Genomic DNA, 18,888 nt, shown 5'->3' with positions numbered 1-18,888 from the left:
CTTTTAATTTTCTCCCATACCTTCTCTCCTATTTTCACCTCTTGGAAGCTTCTTCATGCCCGAAAAATCTTGAATTTTATAAGTTAGCGAAAACATAGCATATCGTTTTAAAATGGTGTTTTCTTCATCGCGAATAGTAGTAGCCGAAATAGTTCTGGAAAAATTCTGATTCTGATTCAGGGCATCATAGACTTTTACTTTAGCAATCATGTTTTTATTAAAAAAACTATAAGACAAACTGGTATTCCAAAGATAAAAATCTTTCTTAAAACCACTTGCGATTCTGGAGTTGTACGTATATCCAAAATCATTTCCGAATATCCAGTTTTTAGGCCAATAACTGGTGGTTTGCAGATTAATCCGGTGTACTACATTAGCACTTCCATTGGTTACATAATTTGAATATTTTGATTCGTTATAAGATAAACTATACGATGGCGCAATGGTCAACACTTCGCCATAATCATAATTCAAATATACCCTCGGAGTAATTCCGAATGATTTAGCACTATACAAAACACCATTGGTAAACCCTTTATCCAAAGAATAACTACTGTTCAAACCAATCCCATATCGTAACATATGTGCTTCACTTTTTATGGATTGATTCCAATTTCCCCCTATAGCAGTAGAGTACGTTCCTGAAATATTTTCATAAGTCGTAGTCCTTTTTCTACTCGCATCGTATACCGAAATAGAAACTACTTGACTATTATTATAATCTCCCCTTATAAACAAACTATAACCCGAACGGCTACGGAAATCAAAATTCCTGAAATTGATATTGGCACTATGCTTTTCATTGGGATTCAAATCAGGATTTCCTATTATCGTATTCAAAGGATTAGCCAGATTTTCTACTGGCAGCAATTGACTTGACGAAGGCAGACTATTGGAATAATCATATCTCAAAGTAATAAATTTTGAACGATCCAACTTGTATCTAATTTGTGCTCTTCCATAAGGCAACACATATTTTTTATTCAAATCGGTTACTTTATTTAAGTATAGCGAATGATTATCAAAATCAATAATGGAAGTACTGGAATTCAAATTAAAAGTAAATTTATTTTTTTCGAAAGTGATTCCAACTTTGGGACTAACTGAATTTTGTCTGGAAGTGGTAAAATTAGTCAAAGACTCATTTAGTACAGAATATGATTGAGAATTACCCTCAAAATCGAAGGTTTTCAAATCTTTTACGTCATTCGTCCAATCAAAATCGGCACCAAAACGAACTCGTATAGAATCGGTTATTGGTTCTGTATATTCAATATCAGCCGAGTACGAATCATAGGTATTTTCATTTTTACTCTTTTGATTTCTCTCATCATCGGATTGACCATTTTGATAAAAAATAGTTTTAGATTCCGTTAAAGCATCTGAATCACTATTGGTATTATTATTAGTAAAAACAAAACTTAGATTACGAGATTTTTTTTGGAACGCTTTATTAAAATTTATCGTGTTCCCAAAATTAGTCGATTTGTTTTCTCTATATGATTTTGATATGCTTTCGTTTAAAAGTTCATCATCTTCATCTCTGGAGAAGCTTTCAGCACTAGAATTACTATTAGAATTTGAGAGATTCAATTTTGGAGTAACTACAAGTCTCATTGTTGGATTAATTTTATATTCAAACTCCAAATTTGCTTTATTTCCGGTATTTTCGTCTCTTGACTTCGACTCCGATTCAGTGGAGAAACTACCGGTAGGCAATAAATTGATTTGTTTGGACTTACTGTCATTTTTGGTATTGGTATTCGAAAAATTATAGTTTGCAGTAGCATTGAAATCTTTGTACCACTCATCGGTATAATTAAATCCCGCCAAATTAGACTGTGTAATTCCTTTTCCACTTACTGAAGAAATATTACCTCCTCTACTGTTTCTTCCTCCACCCATACTATCAAATACCTCATCCATAGAAAAACCTGTAGAATTAATATTGTTGGAAGAAGCTAAAACACTTATTTTTTGTTTGTTATTAAAAAAGTTCATTACCATACTACTTTCATAACGATCATCAGTACCATAGCCTCCTAAGAATTTTCCAAAAAACCCTTTATTTTTTTTTTCATCAATAGTCAAATTGATGCTCGAGAAATCTGAAGTTGACTCTTGTTTAGACAATTCTTCTTTTTTAGTCTTGAAATCCGAAACCTGAACTTTATTAATGATTTCGGCTGGCAAGTTTTTCAAAGCCATTGCCCCTTCTCTATCAAAAAAAGCTTTACCATTTACTAAAAACTGGGTAACTTCTTTACCATTTACCGTAATTTTTCCATCATTATCAACTTCAAAACCGGGTAATTGCTTCAACAAAGTTTCTACATTAGAATCAGGACGAACCTTAAAAGATCCTGCATGAAACTCCAGTGTGTCTTTTTTTACACGGATTGGAGGCGCTTCGCTTTTTATAGTCACGCCAGCTAAAGCATTTGCATTTTCTAACAAATAGAGTCTTCCAAAATCTTTATTCTCCAAAATCCCTTTTTGTTCCTCAATATAGGTTTGATATCCCAAATAGGATATCTTCAAAAAAACAGGTTTTTCATATTTTTTGGAACTCATTTTAAAAAGACCGCTTTTATCCGTGGTTGTATATTCTAATACCGTAGAATCTTTTACATTGGAAAAATAAACCGTTGCCGCCTCTAAAGGAATTTGGGTATTCACATCAAGAACAGTTCCTTTAATAATATATTCTTCTTGTGCAATGGCAGAAAAACAAAAAAGCAAAAAAAGTAAAAAAAAGAACAATTTAGACATATAAAACTTTGTTTAGAAACGGTTAAGACCCCTAAATAAATAAAAGGTTTAACCTATGTGATTCTTTTTAAAACGTTTGCTTAAATTTACCGAAAATTGAATGAAACTTCATGAAAATAGCCAAAATCCTTTTCTTTTTCTTAGTCTGCTTTATATCCCGAGCTCAAACGGAGAAAAACATAGATCATCAAAGCATTCTTTGGACACGCTATTACAATCAATTGCTATTAAATGAAAAATGGTCTTTGCATACAGAATTTGATAATAGGCTTTTTTTAAAACCCGTAAAAGAAAATTTATATGTCATACGAGTTCAAGGCCGCTATAAAATCAATGAACATTTAGAAACAGGAATTGGCTTTACTCATTTCTCAGTTGCTACACAAGAACCTGAAGTATCCTATACTTTTAAAACCCCAGAATACAGAGGACAACAAGACATTACATGGAAACAAAATGTTGGCAAAGTCACATTGAATCAACGGTTTCAGGCAGAAGAACGATTTATACATAATGCCAATAAAGTATCATTATTACCTGGCACAACATTTTCTTGGAGATTCAGATACAGACTTCAAGCCGATTGTACTTTTTGGAAAAAAGAAAATCAATATTTAAAAACTATTCTTTCAGATGAAATAATGTTCAATGCGGGAAAAACTATCATCAAAAATACTTTTGACCAAAATAGAATTTATGCCGCGATACAATACGGCATAACCAAAAATATTGCATTTGAATTGGGCTATTTAAACAGTTTTCAACGACGAGCTAATGGAATCGATTATTTCAACAGAGATATTATCAGATTCAGTATTTTCCACAAAATAAAAGTCTCAAAAAAGGTTTAAACACAATTTATGACTTTTCATTGATAAGAAAAACAAATAATTAATTATATTTTAAACATTGATTATCAATATATTAACTTAAAATTTAAAATTCCTGGCGTAACTTTATTAAAAAGATATAGCCATGAAAAATTTTGCAATTAAACTCGTGTGGTTCACCACCATTTATGTTTTTGTATTTGCCGGTTTATGTCAAACTAACGTTGCTTTGCCGGTAATAATGACCCTATACTGCATTGGTATACCATTAATCCTGTTTATGGTTTATACCGTACTACATGATGATTATAAAACTACCAAAACATTTAAAGATTGGTACGGCGATCATCCAATGGAAACTTTAGAAGAGGAAGAAAATTAGGAATACTCTTTACTATTAAATATCGATTTTAACCAAAAAAAGTCCCGATTTCTCGGGACTTTCATATTATTTCTCTCTGATATAAATATCGATTGGCACTCCTGAAAAGTCCCAGTTTTCTCTAATTTTATTTTCAAGGTAACGTTTGTAAGGTTCTTTTACATATTGTGGCATATTGGCAAAAAACACAAACTGTGGTGTTGGCGTTGGCAACTGCATGCAATATTTAATTTTTACATATTTCCCTTTTGTCGCTGGCGGCGGATAGGCTTCAATGACTTTCAACATAAATTCGTTAAATTTTGAAGTTGCAATACGCTGTTGTCTGTTTTCAAAAACTTTCACCGTCGCTTCTAGTGCTTTCAACAAACGTTGTTTTGTTAATGCCGAAACAAAAAGAATAGGCACATCTGTAAATGGCATTAATTCTTCTCTAATTTTAGCTTCATAATCACGGGTTGACATCGTTTCTTTTTCAACTAAATCCCATTTATTCACTAAGATTACTACTCCTTTACGGTTTTTCTCAGCCAACCAAAAAATACTTTGGTCCTGTCCTTCAAAACCACGAGTGGCATCTATAATCAAGATACAAATATCAGCATGCTCAATCGCACGAACGGAACGCATTACCGAGTAAAACTCTAAATCTTCCTTTACTTTCGCTTTACGACGAATTCCTGCCGTATCAACTAAGTTAAATTCAAACCCAAAACGGTCAAATTTTGTATCAATAGAATCACGGGTTGTACCCGCAATATCAGTAACAATATATCTGTCTTTACCAATCAATGCATTGATAAAACTTGATTTCCCAGCATTAGGACGACCTACAACTGCAAACCGCGGCAATACCACTTCTTCTTGTGTTGGTTCTGGTTTAATTGGAAAAGCATCAATCAATGCATCCAATAAATCACCTGTTCCACTTCCAGAAATACTGGCAAATGTGTAATACTCTCCTAAACCAAGGTTGTAAAACTCAATTGCATCTTTCTCACGCATGGCGTTATCCACCTTATTTACAGCAAGTAAAACCGGTTTCGTCACTTTACGCAACAATCTCGCTACAGCATCATCCATAGGCGTAATACCTTCTTCGACATCTACCACAAAAATAATTACATCGGCTTCGTCAATAGCTAATTCTACTTGTTTACGGATTTCGGCTTCAAAAACATCATCCGATCCACGAACATATCCACCCGTATCAATTACAGAAAATTCTTTTCCGTTCCACTCGCTCTTACCGTAGTTTCTATCACGGGTCACACCCGAAACCGAATCTACGATCGCTTCTCTTCTTTGTATCAGCCTATTAAAAAGGGTTGATTTCCCTACATTAGGTCTTCCTACTATCGCAACAATGTTATTCATAATCCTTTTTTCAAATATTTTGCAAAGGTAGTCTTTTTTTTAGTTAGCAGTGGCCAGTTTTAAATATTCAGTTTTAAGACATTAAAACAGCGACTGTAAACTGCCAACCGAAAACTCTTTTTTGGAGCTGTTTCCTGCTATTCGTTACAATCTTTTCCTTGCTAAAAAAGCCAGAAAAAGGATTTTCACTGCTATCAGGGCTAGGACATTGCGTTTCTAAACAACATCAATCTTAATTTTTCAAAATAAAAACTGCGGCTGTACACTGATTACCGAACACTTTCTTACTGATTGTATCCAAAACGCTTCAACATATTAGCGTTGCTTCTCCAGTTTTTATTCACTTTCACCACCAACTCAATATGAATTTGCTTTCCAAAAAACTTCTCTAAATCAACACGGGCTTCAATTCCGACTTTTTTCAAAGCGGCTCCTTTATGCCCTATAATGATTCCTTTTTGGGTATCGCGCTCCACCATAATCAAAGAACGTATTCTAATGATGTTTTCATCTTCAAAAAACTCTTCGGTAACAATTTCTACTGCGTATGGGATTTCTTTGCTGTAATTCAACAGGATTTTCTCACGGATAGTTTCATTAACAAAGAAACGTTCCGGTTTATCTGTCAATTGATCTTTTGGGTAATACGCAGGAGATTCTGGTAACAATTCAATGATTCTTCCAAAAACTTCCGGCACATTAAAATTCTGTAATGCCGATATTGGAAAAATTTCCGCATTAGGAACTTTGGCAGTCCAGAAAGCCACTTGTTCTTCCAACTGAGCTTGGTTTGAATTGTCAATTTTATTCAACAACAATAGAACAGGAATTTTGGCATGGATTATTTTATTGAAAAACGCTTCGTCTTTCAACTCTTGTTCTCCAATTTCCACCATATAAATCAGCACATCAGCATCTTCAAAAGCGGATTTAACGAAATTCATCATCGATTCCTGCATTTCGTAGGCCGGCTTGATGATTCCAGGTGTATCCGATAAGATCATTTGAAAATCTTCTCCGTTTACAATTCCAAGAATTCTATGACGTGTTGTTTGTGCTTTTGAAGTAATAATTGATAATCTTTCTCCAACAAAGGCGTTCATCAACGTTGATTTCCCGACGTTTGGATTCCCTATGATGTTTACAAAACCTGCTTTATGTGACATTTTTATTATAATTTATTTTGCAAAGGTAGGCATATCAAGTCAATAGACGAAATAAAACATTTTTTAAAGTTTTTATTGGAAATACGATATTTCGTCGTACATTTGCACCCGAAACAACGCGGGATAGAGCAGTAGGCAGCTCGTCGGGCTCATAACCCGAAGGTCACAGGTTCGAGTCCTGTTCCCGCTACTAAGAATTTTATTGAAATTACAAACGCACATCGCGGGATAGAGCAGTAGGCAGCTCGTCGGGCTCATAACCCGAAGGTCACAGGTTCGAGTCCTGTTCCCGCTACTAGAAAGCTTCAGAGAAATCTGGAGCTTTTTTTATGGAATGAATTTGAGGATGCAATAACATTAACTACATACAAATCCCTCTTAAAGTAGGATCAATCCTAAAAAACCAACTTTCATAATAGTATTATTTCGGAAAGGAATCTAAATAAAAAAACCTGTGAAGCAAGCTTCACAGGTTTAAACAACTATATTCATTAAAACTAAGGTATTAAAATCTACTAACCGATAACACAAAAGAGCGTTAGTGCAATCTCTTTTTTATTTCAAAACTAATCTTCAGAAGCAATAGCTGTATTTTTACCAGTATTTACTTCTAATAAAACCGCTACTCCCTTATCATTTATCATTGTCATATTCAGCGTATCTAAAATTGCCAAGTCTTTAGATATTAATCCATTAAACATATTGTAAGAAATATTCATTTCTTTTAATTCATCTAATTTTTCAAGCTCAAAAGGCACTTGACCATTCATCTTATTATCAAATAAACTAAGATTCTCAAGTGACGCCATATTTGCCACTTCACGACTTAATCCTCCCGAAAGTTTATTACTGTTTAAGAGTAATGTTTTTAGCGTTTTTATTTCATATAAAGAACTTGGTATTTGCCCTACTATTTCATTATTAAATAAAGACAGGATTTCTAGTTGATTCAAAGCACCTATTTGCATTGGTAATTCTCCTGAAAGCATGTTCATATACAATTCTAAATTTTTCAAATTGCTCATTTCACAAATAGAAGAAGGAATTGTCCCAGAAATTTTATTAAAAGAAAGATCCAATACTTTCATTTCTTTTAATTTTCCGATAGCAGAAGGAATCGTACCTGATATTTTATTTTTGTGCAAATCCAATTCTTGTAAACTTACTAAGTTTAAAATTTCTTCCGGGATTTCACCAACCAAATTGTTATTGTCTAAATTAATAGAAATTACTTTATCGTCTTGTAAAGTAACGCCATGCCAAGTAGAAATTGGCGATGACAAATCCCATTTTACTGTCCACTGATTTCCATTTGTAGACTGATACAGTTTTACCAACGCATCTTTCTCTGACTGAGACACATCTGCAAACATTGAAAACGAAAAGAAAAGGGTTAAAAATAGAGTAGTTATATTTTTCATAACGTTGGATTTATATCTTTGATACCTATAAAACTACGCACAACGAAGCCAATCAGCAAATAAAATCGACGAAATACATTCTTTTTTATTTTTTAGAGAGTTATATCTTACAGAAATATTTAATTTTCTTAATTAAATATTAATTTGTTAAATTTGATTAACTAATCTTTAAACCCAATTTTATGGAAATCAATTTTTTAGCACTTTTTGTTGCAGCATTGTCTACACTTGTAGTAGGATTTGTTTGGTACAATCCAAAAGTTTTTGGAACAATCTGGATGAAAGAATCCGGCATGACTGAAGAAAAAATGAAAGGAGGAAATATGCTCCTGACATTTGGAGTATCATTACTTTACGCTTTTTTCATAAGCTTTGTCCTTCAAATGCTAACTATACATCAATTTGGTGCATTAGGAATGGTTGGCGGAGATCCTACTATCGCAAAACCTTCTTACGAAGCTTTCATGGCAGATTATGGATTAGCATTTAGAACTTTCAAGCATGGAGCTTTACACGGTTTTATGACTGGACTATTTTTAGCATTACCAATTATAGGTACAAATGCATTATACGAAAGAAGAAGTTTCAAATACACACTCGTTACCGGTGGTTTTTGGATAGTATGCTTTATGATTATGGGTGGAATTATTTGCGCTTGGAAATAATTACAAAAAAATATTAAAATGAATTTCGTCTTCGAATAATATCAAGACGAAATTTTTTTTATTTAATTCCCTCAATAGCTTTGGCTAAATCTAAATCTTTATCAGTAACACCATTTGCATCATGTGTAGTCAGCCTAATTGTCACTTTATTATACACATTGAATAATTCCGGATGGTGATTTCTTTTTTCGGCCATCACTCCTACTTGCACTATAAAACCTAATGCTTGCGTAAAATCTGAAAAAACAAATTTTTTCTCCATTCCATTGGCAGCAAAATGCCAGTCTTTAAGCCCTTTTAACTCTGATTGAATTGTCTCTGCTGAATAGGTTTTCATAATCTACTTTTTAATTTATATAAAGTTAGTTAATTTCGAGACATTGAGAAATACTTTAACTTTATTAACTAATTTTGAAAAAAATTACACTTCAAGTTGAATACACCTTATTCCTTTAAAATTTATAGTACTACAGCGCAACTCCCTTTAAACTGGGATGATTTAGCGGTTTCAACCATTTTTTTATCCAAAAAATATTTGGAGATTTTAGAAAAATCATCTCCGGAAAATATGGTTTGTCATTTTATTGGACTATTCGAAAATGAAACTTTAATAGGCATTGCACTTTCTCAATTTTTAGATTTAAATCAACTGGAGTCTTTTGGAGATCGGGATAAATGCATTAAAACCACTGTTCGAAATTTAGTTTTCAGAAATTTAGGTTCTCATGTTCTCGTAATTGGAAACAATATGCTGACTGGACAAAACGCTTTTGCATTATCAGAATCTATTGATAAAAAGAAAGCATTGCAAGCGTTGAAATCAGCGGCATTAGCATTGAAAAAATTGTTTCAATCTAAAGGAAAAAAAATTCATATTACCACTTATAAAGATTTTCACAAAGAAGACATTACGAACTTTGCCATTCCGGAATTCAAAAATGATTATCAGTTTTCGACACAGCCGAATATGGTTTTTCACATTGATGAAAGCTGGAAATCAGAACAAGATTACATCGACTCACTTTCAAAAAAATATAGAGATCAGTATAAAAGAGCCCGAAAAAAAGCAGCAATTATTGAGAAAAGAAAAATGCATTTGGAGGACATCATAGCTTTAGAAGATACCATTTATGATTTGTATTTTCATGTAGCCAAAAACGCTCCTTTCAATACTTTTTTTCTACCAAAGAACCACTTCAGAATTTTTAAAGAAATCTTTAAAGACAAATTTCTTTTTTATGGCTATTTTATTAATGAAAAATTAATTGGATTTAATACTTTAATAAAAAATGGTTTCGTAATGGACACTTATTTTCTGGGGTACGACGAAAATATTCAACGTGAAAAAATGCTGTATTTGAACATGCTGTATGATATGATAGCGTATTCTATTAATAAAGGGTTTAAGGAAATTGTGTTTGCAAGAACAGCATTGGAAATTAAAAGTTCTGTTGGCGCAAAACCTTTAAAAATGTATGGATTCATCGCGCATAGCAATCCAATAGTCAATTCGTACATGCCAAAAATATTTAGATATCTGGAGCCTGAAACTAATTGGCAAGAACGAAACCCTTTTAAATAACTTCACTATTTAATTTTGGAACCGCTACTTTCATTTGTTTGGGCAAAATTTTAATATCCAGTTTTGTCTCAGTACCGCAATATTCTCCATCGATTTGAAAACTAACCGGAACATTTGTCTTAACGATTGCTTTTTCTATAGAAATTATCTCAACATCCTCGGAATCTATCGGCATATTTCCAGAAATAATTTTTCCAAGCACTACCAAATCTAAATTTTTCAAAATAACTAATTCAAACTTTCCATCGTCCATAACACCATTAGGATTTATAGAAACTCCTGTACCATATTTTTGAGAATTCGCAATGACAATCATTCTTGCCATACATTCAATTGTTTCAAAATCGCCAGTAATTGTTGCTGTAAAAGGGTCATCTAAATCAATTAAAGTACTGAAAGTTTGCAAAAAATAACCCCATTTTCCTCGAATACTACTACTTTCATAGTTCTTAATCATTTCCGCATTTACGCCCAAGTCACTTAAATGAATGCTTTTTTTTCCATTGATAGAAATCATGTCTATTTCCATATAATCATTATGAAAAGCGATTTCTAAGTTTTCTTCGATTGTAGATGGCAAATTTAAATCTACCGCTAAACCATTGGCAGAACCAGCCGGTAAAATCCCAATAATAACATCATGGTTTTCCATCGCTTCAGCAACCATTTTTATAGTTCCATCACCTCCTGCTACAACAATTCTTTCTGGATTATAGGTTTTATAGAGTACTTTTATATTCTCAATATCTGATGCTCCAGAAGTATTATAAATCACAAGGTTCAAATTCTCTTTTCCGGCAAAATTTGTCGCCGCATCAACCAAATCTGATTTATCAACATTCCCAGAAACAGGATTTACAACGAGCATAATATTTTTTTTCAAAATTTTTCTTCTTTTATTGACTAAAAATAATTAATTTCAACAACACTCAAAAGTACTATAATAAATGAAACCAATTTTAAAATTATATCGTGGCTACGCTAATGAACAGGAATTAATTGTCATGGGACATGTTTTTAAACCAACAACAATTAAAGAGTATAATTTTCAAAAAAAGAATCTGAAAAATGCTACTTCTGTAATTAAAATGTTTCAAATAAAAACAGAAGCAAACGCCGATGTCTATTTAGAACATAACAATGCCAAAATTCATACCAGAACATTAATCGACGGTTATTTTAAATTCTGTGTCCCATTAGACCAAAACACTAATTATGGCTGGATTGATTATGAGGTAAGTATTGTTTACAAAAATGAGTCCATTTCAACACGAGACAGTTACATTCGACCACACAAAGGAAATTTAGGAATCATATCTGACATAGACGACACTTTTTTAGTTTCTCACACATTGAATCCTTTGAAAAAATTGTATGTTTTATTATTTAAAAACGTAAACAAGAGAAAAATATACGAAGATGTTGTCACCCATTATCAAGCTTTAAGTACAGCCGGAAGGGAAAATAAAGAGGAGTTTAATGCTTTTTTCTATGTTTCGAGCAGCGAATGGAATTTATATCGCTTTATTATAAAATTTACAGAACTTCATCAACTACCAAAAGCAGTTTTGCTATTAAAAGATATTAAAACGAGTCTCACTGATTTTTTCTTGACCGGCAGAGGCAACCACAATCATAAGTTTGACAAAATAAAACACATTTTAGAATTTTACCCAAACTTAGAATATGTACTTCTTGGAGATGATTCGCAACACGATCCATTTTTGTACGAGGCAATTTGTAAAATTTTCCCCGTAACCGTAAAAGCAGTCTATATTAGACAAACTAGTGATTCTAAAAAGGAAAAAGTAATCACAATTTTAAAAAATCTAGAAACACTGAAAGTTTCTGTTTGTTATTTCCAAAATAGCAGCGAAGCCATTGCGCACTCTAAAATGATTGGAATTATTGTATAAAAAAAGAGTTCCAAAAAATGGAACTCTCGTTTTTATAAATTATCAATTTCTTCCTGAACTATTTCCCAATCTGAGAGAAGTTTGTCCAGTTCTGCTTTTTTCTTGTTGTATGCCGTGAAAAATTTAGCGTCTTCAATGTGTTTGTCATAATTAGAAGCAAGCATTTTATCATCATGCTGAATGTCCTTTTCTAATTGCTTAATTTGACTCTCCACTTTGCTCAATTTATTCTGCAACGCTTTCCCTTTTTTCTGATCTTCGTAAGAAGCTTTATTACTTTCTTTAGGTGCAGCAGCTTTCTGAGCATCTTTTTTCTCGACTTCACGCATATTTTCCATATTGCGTTGCTCCAAGAAATAGTTGATATCCCCTAAATATTCTTTTATTTTTTGGTCTTTGAATTCATATACTAAATTTGACATTCCCTGCAAGAAATCCCTATCGTGAGAAACCAGCAATAAAGTACCTCCAAATTTTTGTAACGCGGCTTTCAAAACATTCTTAGATTTAATATCCAAGTGATTTGTAGGCTCATCCATCAACAGAACATTAATGGGCTGCAACAATAATTTACATAACGCCAAACGGTTTCTTTCGCCTCCTGAAAGGACTTTTACCTTTTTCTCTACATCATCGCCTCGAAACAAGAAAGAACCTAGCATATCGCGTACTTTCATTCGGTTTGTATCTGCAGCGGCATCTTCCATTGTTTGCAACAGAGTGATTTCGCCATCCAGATATTCAGCCTGATTTTGCGCAAAATATCCCAACTGTACATTATGCCCTAACTTGATATTTCCCTTATATTCGAATTCGTCAACAATAGCTTTAATGAAAGTTGACTTTCCTTGACCGTTTTGTCCAACGAATGCAATTTTACTTCCGCGCTCCACTAACAGATTGATATCTTTCAAAATTGTTTTGTCACCGTAGCTTTTAGTTACATTTTCGGCTTCAATCACGACTCTTCCCGGTTCTTTTGAAACTGGAAAAGTAATGTTCATCACCGAGTTATCATCTTCATCAACTTCGATACGTTCTACTTTATCTAATTTTTTGATTAATGACTGCGCCATCGAAGCTTTGGAAGCTTTGGCACGGAATTTTTCGATTAATTTTTCCGTTTCTTCAATTTTTTTGGCTTGGTTTTTTTGCGTTGCCAATTGCTTTTCACGAATTTCGTGACGCAATTCTAAATATTGAGAATACGGTTTATTGAAATCATACGCTTTACCAAGGGAAATTTCGATAGTCCTGTTGGTCACATTATCCAAAAACATTTTATCGTGTGAAACAATCACAACAACTCCAGGATAATTTCGAAGAAAACTTTCTAACCAAATGATACTTTCTATATCCAAGTGATTCGTAGGCTCATCCAGCAACAAAACATCATTGGCCTGTAATAATAATTTGGCCAATTCTATACGCATTCTCCATCCACCAGAGAAAGTCTCGGTCTGATTATCGAATACATCTCTTTTAAACCCTAAACCAAGTAAAATTTTCTCCGTATCACCCACATAATTATAACCGCCCAACAATTCAAAACGGTGCGTATAATCAGATAAGTCTTCAATAATTTGGCTGTATTCGTCACTTTCATAATCAGTTCTTGTAACTAACAAGTGATTAATTTCTTCGAGCTTTTTCTCAACAATTTTAATCTCAGTAAAAGCTTCATACGCTTCTTCAAGAACTGTTCTTCCTTGTTCAAAATCGATATCCTGACGCAAGAATCCCATACGAAGATCTTTCTCTTGAGAAATAACACCTGAATCAGGAGCAAAATCTTTTGCCAACATTTTAAGCATGGTAGATTTTCCCGCTCCGTTCTTCCCTACAAGACCCACACGGTCTCCGGCACCCAATCGAAAGGTAACTTCTTCAAATAAATAAGTACCACCAAACGAAACGGATAAATTGTGTATATTAAGCATGTATTGTTATTTTATTCCTTTTTGAATGCGTAAATTTGTAACTCTAAAAAAGGAAAAATTAAATTTTTTGCAAATGTTAAAAAAAGGATCCAAATTATATAGCATTTTAACAGGAACTTGTCCTAAATGTCAGAATGAGAGTATGTATTTCGATAAAAATCCATTACATTTCAATAAAATCTTGAAAATGCATGAAAATTGCAGCCATTGTGGGTTGAGATATCAAATTGAACCTTCCTTTTTTTATGGTGCCATGTATGTCAGTTACGGATTGAATGTCGCCGTTGGAATAGCAGCCTTTATAATCTCATTTGTAATCTTTGGCTCCAGCCTTAAGGTGGCATTTATTGCTATAATCGCATCACTTATTGTCTTATTCCCATTTATCTTGCGATGGTCCAGAAACATATACATCAATATGTTTGTTTCCTATGATCCAAAAACCAAACTAAAATAATAGTATTACTGCCCTTTAGATAGAAATCTGTCAATGTCAATTTCCCTATTTAAAGGAATCTGATGTTCTATATTTTCAAATAATACTTTTGCCATTGCCGGTCCAAGCATGACTCCTCTTGTTCCCAAACCGTTTAAAATATGTATTGATTCATAATTTTGATGTGTTCCTACTAATGGTCTTCTGTCTTTTACAGTAGGTCGCACGCCAGCAAAATGCTCTATAATTTCAAAATCACAGCTAATAATTTCTTTTATTCTTGCTACTAATTCCGTTTTTCCTTCCTCAGTAGGCAAATCTGTTTTATCTTTCCAATTATATGTTGCGCCAACTTTGAATAAATCATTCCCAAGAGGCAAAATAAACACACTCGTATTTACAATTACATCTAAATCCAACTGAGGTGCTTTAATAATAAAAAGCTCTCCTTTGGTTCCGTCTAAAGGCAAGTAATTAAAATAAGGATTTGCATGCAGACCAAAACCTTCCGCAAAAATGATATGCTTAGCTCGAATATTTTTATATTGAATACTATCCGATTCGATTTTTAAAGCATCATAATCAAATGCTTCCTCTTGAAAGAGATTGTTTTGTTTCAGGTATTCCCTGTATTTATTTAAAAGCAAAGCGGTGTCCACATAACCCGTTTGTAAAACTTCGCCATACCCGTAAGGGGAATCAATTCCTATATATTTTTTAGAAATTAATTGTGTAGATAAAAAAGGAGCCAGCGCTATTTTGTCCGAAGCAGCAAACCAATTATTCTGTTCTTCAACGGAAAAGAATTTTCTTAAAATAGGACTTTTGAAATCAACTTTGCAATTTAGTTTTTCTTCTAAAAAAGTATAAAATTCGTTCATCAATACTAATTGCTCTTGAGCTTGCCACACCTCGCTGAAACGTTTTAAAATAACCGGATTATACAAACCTCCGGCAATTTTGGATGAATTTTGAGAATTATTATCCAATACAAAAATAGATTTGTCATTACGCAAAGCAATCTCTGCGAATGAAATACCTGCTAAACCAGAACCAATAATTAAATAATCAATCATTTGAAATAACACCTTTTAAATAAGTGCAAAGTAAACACATTAAAACAAAAAAACTCTTACCATTACAGTAAGAGTTTTTTATTATATTATAAAATCGGCATTAATAATTCCACATATCTTGTTCGAAATTGCGAATTTTTTCTTTTACTCTTTCCGATTCTAATAATTGATTTTGAGCGTTATCCTTCATGTATTCATCAATAGTTCTATCACCATATACATTTTCTTCTTTGTAAATAACACTGTTAAAACGCCTGGAATTTAATATTTGATCAAATGAAACTGGCATCGCTGAATTTTTATCATTGAACGCTTTTGCTTCATGTAAAACATCTCTTGCTGCCGGGAAGAATACCCAGAACAATTCGATATAATCTTTTTCATCACTGTTCATGGTATAAACATCTGGCGTCACAGGACAAATTCCCAATAAACGATATTTCAATTCACTCTGGCGCTTGTCAAAATACCAGTATCCTTTAATTTTATATTGGGTTACATCTTGAGCTGCTAAGTCTTGTTTTAAAATATACTCGTCAGATATTTGATTTCCTGCATTAATTTGTTCTCTACCTGCATCAGTTGTATCAATACGAGTCAATGATGTTTGAATGTCTTGCATCGATTTTTTGGTATTAAAATAACTATCGGTATAGACCTCAGTAATTTTACCATTTTTCAAAGCTTTCGTAAGCACATCATACAAAGATCTTCTATCAGACCCAATATTTGCGGTATCAATTGGGAAATACAAAGCAAAATTAATTTTTTCACTTAAGTCAATAATTTCCCATGTAGTCTTACCCATTAAAACATCTCTATCATGCACATAACCATAGACTAATGGTTTATCATTATCTGAAATGAGTTGTGCCGCAGTTTTAAGTCCTATTTGGTCAGGAGTTTTTGCATTAAGCAAATTAGACTGTCCAAAAGAGGCGAAACTTCCTGTAATAGAGACAATAGCGATTAAAAAATTTCTTAGATTCATCATGGTATCATAATAAGATATTGAAGTAGGTCAAATATAAACTTACTTATTATTTATTGTATTTCAAAAATTACTGGAGCTGTTCTTGGTAATAAATAACTACCTGCACCTACAAGTTTTGTTTTTATTTCAGAAATAGTAACTTGATCTCCTCTAACTGCTTTTGAAAGAACAGCATTACACTGTGCATTTAATTTATTTCCTTGAACAACAACAGTAGGTTGACCTGTTACTTTTAAATTAAATCCAACTACATTTAAACCAACTTCAAAGTCGAAATCAACTAATTTAGCTCCAATTGTCGCAATTTGTAAATTTGATTTAGGCCCTTTAACAACGCCCATTTCTCCTCTAATAGTTCCTGTTGGACCAGGAATACCTTTTATTCTAAAGTTTTTCTTATCCGAAACTTTAGAACCGTCAGGAAGTGTACCAGTTACATTAATAACCACTTCTGAACCTGAACCTGGACTCATGTTATATTTACCACCACCCGCAGAACTTAATCCTGGAGCACTAGCTGAAACTTTATCTGCAGTAACACCTGCAAAAGAAATAGTCATTGGGTTTACAACACCTCTATAAACTACATTCATCTTATCTGCAGAAATAGTAGCCGACTTTGGTCTCGCAACAACAACATATTTATCTTTAATAGGCAAGCTAACCACTTTCCCATTTTCATCAAAATTAAAGGAACCGCCAATAGCATGTTCTCCAATATTGCCTGCTCCAAAAGAGAATTTAGCTTGACCCGCTTGCGCTTGTACACTAGATCCATTGACAATAACAGATTTTGCTTTTAATGATGGATCAAATTTACCTAAAATAATTTTTCCTGTTACCGCTTCTCCTTGAAAGAAAACAGATTTATCAAGAACTACAATAGGCTGGTAAGCTGTAAGTGACGCTGCAGCCACTAAATCCGATTGAAACATTCCTGTCATTACATCGCTCTCCGTCGTTTTGATATCTGCTTGCAATTGCGATAATTTAGTAATAGTCGCAATAAGAGGATATCCTTTATAATTGTAATCGATCCAATCTAATTTAGCACCTGCTTTTTCAGAATAAACTGGTTTTGTAGCAAATCTGGCTTCAATCTTTTTCATTTCAGATTCCGCAATTGAACTACCCCCAATTGCTTTTATCTGAGTTGAGAAATTATTAATCTTATCTAAGAACTCTTTTCCTTGTTTAGAAACTCTATCTCCAGTAAAGAACATTCTGTCAATTAAATCTCCTTTATCCATTTGCTCGTATGGCAAATTTCCTTCAGCATCTCTTTCAAATTTTTTGGTAACAGTCGTCTTGATGTTTTCTAAATAGTCATTAAAATCTTTAGACAAAGCTCTAATTTTTTCAACTTTGGCTTTTTTATCCCCAAATTGCCCTGGCTGATCCACTGCTTTTTGAGCTAATTGTTGAAATGAACTTTCATTTCTAGTATCAGTGATAGAGTTAGACTCTACTATTTTATTATTCAAAATCCCAAAAGCTGATAATACCTCTTTAGACATATTTAATGCTAACATCGCGATAAAAACCAGGTACATAAGGTTAATCATCTTCTGTCTAGGGGTTAGTTTTCCTCCTGCCATATTTTCTACTAATTAGTTTATTATTTTTTTATAGTTTGAAACTAATTATCCTTTATTACCCATTGCAGAAAGCATACCACCATAAACATTGTTCAATGAAGCAATATTTGCAGTCATAGATTGCATTTGCTCTTTTAATTTTCCTGCATTTTCAGCAATTTCTTTATTTGCTTCAGCATTTCTTGAAGCACTTTCTAATTGTACTTTGTATAAGCTGTTTAAAGATTCCATCTGTGCCGCAGCCATAGATAATTCTTCGCTGTATTTTTTGGTTGCAGTGATAGAATCTACCGTTGGTGAAATTGCTTTAGCAGCTCCTTCGAAATTTTTAATGCTATTTCCTAAGCTCGCCATTAATTCTCCATCAATTTTAGCGTCTTTCAACATCGCGTCCAATTTTTGGGACAATAATCCTTGAGCATCTGAAGGCGTTTCTACTTTTTTCTTTGGTTCTCCTTTTACTCCATTTGCCAATTCGGGATAAACCAATGTCCAATCTAAATCATCATCAACCGGTTCAAAAGCAGAAAGAGCAAAAATTAAAGCTTCAACTACAAGACCAATTGTAAGCATTAAATTCCCAGTAATAATACCAAATTCAATGTGAGTTATTTTAAATAATGCACCAATAATTACAACCGCAGCTCCCATACCGTATGCGAAATTCATTTGTTTTTTACTTAGTAATGCCATAATAGTTTTTTTTAGTTTTAATAGATGTCGATTGGTTTAT

The 18,888-nt window shown here is 33.0% G+C and carries 17 protein-coding genes and 2 tRNA genes; 8 read left to right on the top strand and 11 right to left on the bottom strand.

Features of this window, described 5'->3' with window-relative positions:
* Positions 1-3 precede the first annotated feature (3 nt).
* The gene (locus E0I61_RS07295) at positions 4-2,772 is read right to left on the bottom strand and encodes an outer membrane beta-barrel protein (protein WP_132070386.1); all 2,769 of its coding nucleotides are present in this window, start codon (positions 2,770-2,772) and stop codon (positions 4-6) included.
* Positions 2,773-2,882: 110 nt separating this feature from the next.
* On the opposite strand from E0I61_RS07295, the gene E0I61_RS07290 reads away from it, so the two are divergent.
* Together E0I61_RS07290 and E0I61_RS07285 are read left to right on the top strand one after the other, a co-directional pair.
* Positions 2,883-3,623 (top strand): DUF2490 domain-containing protein, encoded by a 741-nt coding sequence (locus E0I61_RS07290; RefSeq protein WP_132070384.1) that lies wholly within the window; start codon positions 2,883-2,885, stop codon positions 3,621-3,623.
* 124 nt (positions 3,624-3,747) lie between these two features.
* Positions 3,748-3,984 (top strand): hypothetical protein, encoded by a 237-nt coding sequence (locus tag E0I61_RS07285; RefSeq protein WP_132070382.1) that lies wholly within the window; start codon positions 3,748-3,750, stop codon positions 3,982-3,984.
* A gap of 66 nt (positions 3,985-4,050) precedes the next feature.
* On the opposite strand, the gene der is transcribed toward E0I61_RS07285, so the two are convergent.
* Positions 4,051-5,361 carry a ribosome biogenesis GTPase Der gene (der, locus tag E0I61_RS07280; RefSeq protein ID WP_131992013.1) on the bottom strand — a complete coding sequence of 437 codons (1,311 nt, stop codon included), beginning with the start codon at positions 5,359-5,361 and terminating at the stop codon, positions 4,051-4,053.
* 284 nt (positions 5,362-5,645) lie between these two features.
* Entirely contained in the window at positions 5,646-6,527 is an 882-nt protein-coding gene (gene era / locus E0I61_RS07275) for a GTPase Era (RefSeq protein ID WP_131992010.1), read from the bottom strand.
* Between the two features lie 117 nt (positions 6,528-6,644).
* Here era and E0I61_RS07270 point away from each other — a divergent pair.
* Positions 6,645-6,717 (top strand) — tRNA-Met (locus E0I61_RS07270).
* 32 nt (positions 6,718-6,749) lie between these two features.
* Positions 6,750-6,822: transfer RNA gene (locus E0I61_RS07265), tRNA-Met, on the top strand.
* A 271-nt stretch (positions 6,823-7,093) separates the two neighbouring features.
* Here E0I61_RS07265 and E0I61_RS07260 read toward each other — a convergent pair.
* Positions 7,094-7,948 (bottom strand): leucine-rich repeat domain-containing protein, encoded by an 855-nt coding sequence (locus E0I61_RS07260; RefSeq protein ID WP_131992007.1) that lies wholly within the window; start codon positions 7,946-7,948, stop codon positions 7,094-7,096.
* Positions 7,949-8,130: 182 nt separating this feature from the next.
* Between E0I61_RS07260 and E0I61_RS07255 the strand changes: the two genes are divergently transcribed.
* Complete coding sequence (locus E0I61_RS07255; RefSeq protein ID WP_131992004.1) at positions 8,131-8,613, top strand: DUF1761 domain-containing protein; 483 nt, start codon at positions 8,131-8,133, stop codon at positions 8,611-8,613.
* A gap of 58 nt (positions 8,614-8,671) precedes the next feature.
* Here E0I61_RS07255 and E0I61_RS07250 read toward each other — a convergent pair whose 3' ends face one another.
* Entirely contained in the window at positions 8,672-8,950 is a 279-nt protein-coding gene (locus tag E0I61_RS07250; protein ID WP_131992001.1) for a 4a-hydroxytetrahydrobiopterin dehydratase, read from the bottom strand.
* Positions 8,951-9,046: 96 nt separating this feature from the next.
* Between E0I61_RS07250 and E0I61_RS07245 the strand changes: the two genes are divergently transcribed.
* Entirely contained in the window at positions 9,047-10,195 is a 1,149-nt protein-coding gene (locus tag E0I61_RS07245) for an 8-amino-7-oxononanoate synthase (RefSeq protein ID WP_132070380.1), read from the top strand.
* On the opposite strand, the gene E0I61_RS07240 is transcribed toward E0I61_RS07245, so the two are convergent.
* A complete protein-coding gene (locus E0I61_RS07240) occupies positions 10,188-11,078 on the bottom strand; it encodes a diacylglycerol/lipid kinase family protein (protein WP_131991995.1) in 891 nt (296 codons plus the stop codon). The two genes, E0I61_RS07245 and E0I61_RS07240, sit on opposite strands and share 8 nt — an antisense overlap.
* 64 nt (positions 11,079-11,142) lie before the next feature.
* Between E0I61_RS07240 and E0I61_RS07235 the strand changes: the two genes are divergently transcribed.
* On the top strand, positions 11,143-12,111 hold the full coding sequence (locus E0I61_RS07235) for an App1 family protein (protein ID WP_132070378.1): 969 nt from the start codon (positions 11,143-11,145) through the stop codon (positions 12,109-12,111).
* A 32-nt stretch (positions 12,112-12,143) separates the two neighbouring features.
* On the opposite strand, the gene E0I61_RS07230 is transcribed toward E0I61_RS07235, so the two are convergent.
* Positions 12,144-14,051: an ABC transporter ATP-binding protein gene (locus E0I61_RS07230; RefSeq protein WP_131991989.1), complete on the bottom strand. Its 1,908-nt coding sequence runs from the start codon at positions 14,049-14,051 to the stop codon at positions 12,144-12,146.
* 73 nt (positions 14,052-14,124) lie between these two features.
* Between E0I61_RS07230 and E0I61_RS07225 the strand changes: the two genes are divergently transcribed.
* Positions 14,125-14,508, top strand: coding sequence for a DUF983 domain-containing protein (locus E0I61_RS07225; RefSeq protein WP_132070376.1), 384 nt, complete (start codon positions 14,125-14,127; stop codon positions 14,506-14,508).
* 5 nt (positions 14,509-14,513) lie between these two features.
* Here E0I61_RS07225 and E0I61_RS07220 read toward each other — a convergent pair whose 3' ends face one another.
* The 4 genes from E0I61_RS07220 to porL form a co-directional block, all read right to left on the bottom strand.
* A complete protein-coding gene (locus tag E0I61_RS07220; protein ID WP_132070374.1) occupies positions 14,514-15,563 on the bottom strand; it encodes an NAD(P)/FAD-dependent oxidoreductase in 1,050 nt (349 codons plus the stop codon).
* 100 nt (positions 15,564-15,663) lie between these two features.
* Complete coding sequence (porN, locus tag E0I61_RS07215) at positions 15,664-16,554, bottom strand: type IX secretion system ring subunit PorN/GldN (RefSeq protein WP_131992570.1); 891 nt, start codon at positions 16,552-16,554, stop codon at positions 15,664-15,666.
* Positions 16,555-16,607: 53 nt separating this feature from the next.
* Entirely contained in the window at positions 16,608-18,155 is a 1,548-nt protein-coding gene (gene porM, locus E0I61_RS07210; protein ID WP_131991980.1) for a type IX secretion system motor protein PorM/GldM, read from the bottom strand.
* A gap of 45 nt (positions 18,156-18,200) precedes the next feature.
* Positions 18,201-18,848 (bottom strand): type IX secretion system motor protein PorL/GldL, encoded by a 648-nt coding sequence (porL, locus tag E0I61_RS07205; protein ID WP_131991977.1) that lies wholly within the window; start codon positions 18,846-18,848, stop codon positions 18,201-18,203.
* Positions 18,849-18,888: the final 40 nt, after the last annotated feature.

This window comes from Flavobacterium ranwuense, from assembly GCF_004349315.1.
In the GTDB taxonomy this organism is placed as follows: Bacteria; Bacteroidota; Bacteroidia; order Flavobacteriales; family Flavobacteriaceae; genus Flavobacterium; species Flavobacterium ranwuense.
This window is presented reverse-complemented; position numbering and strand designations above follow the sequence as displayed.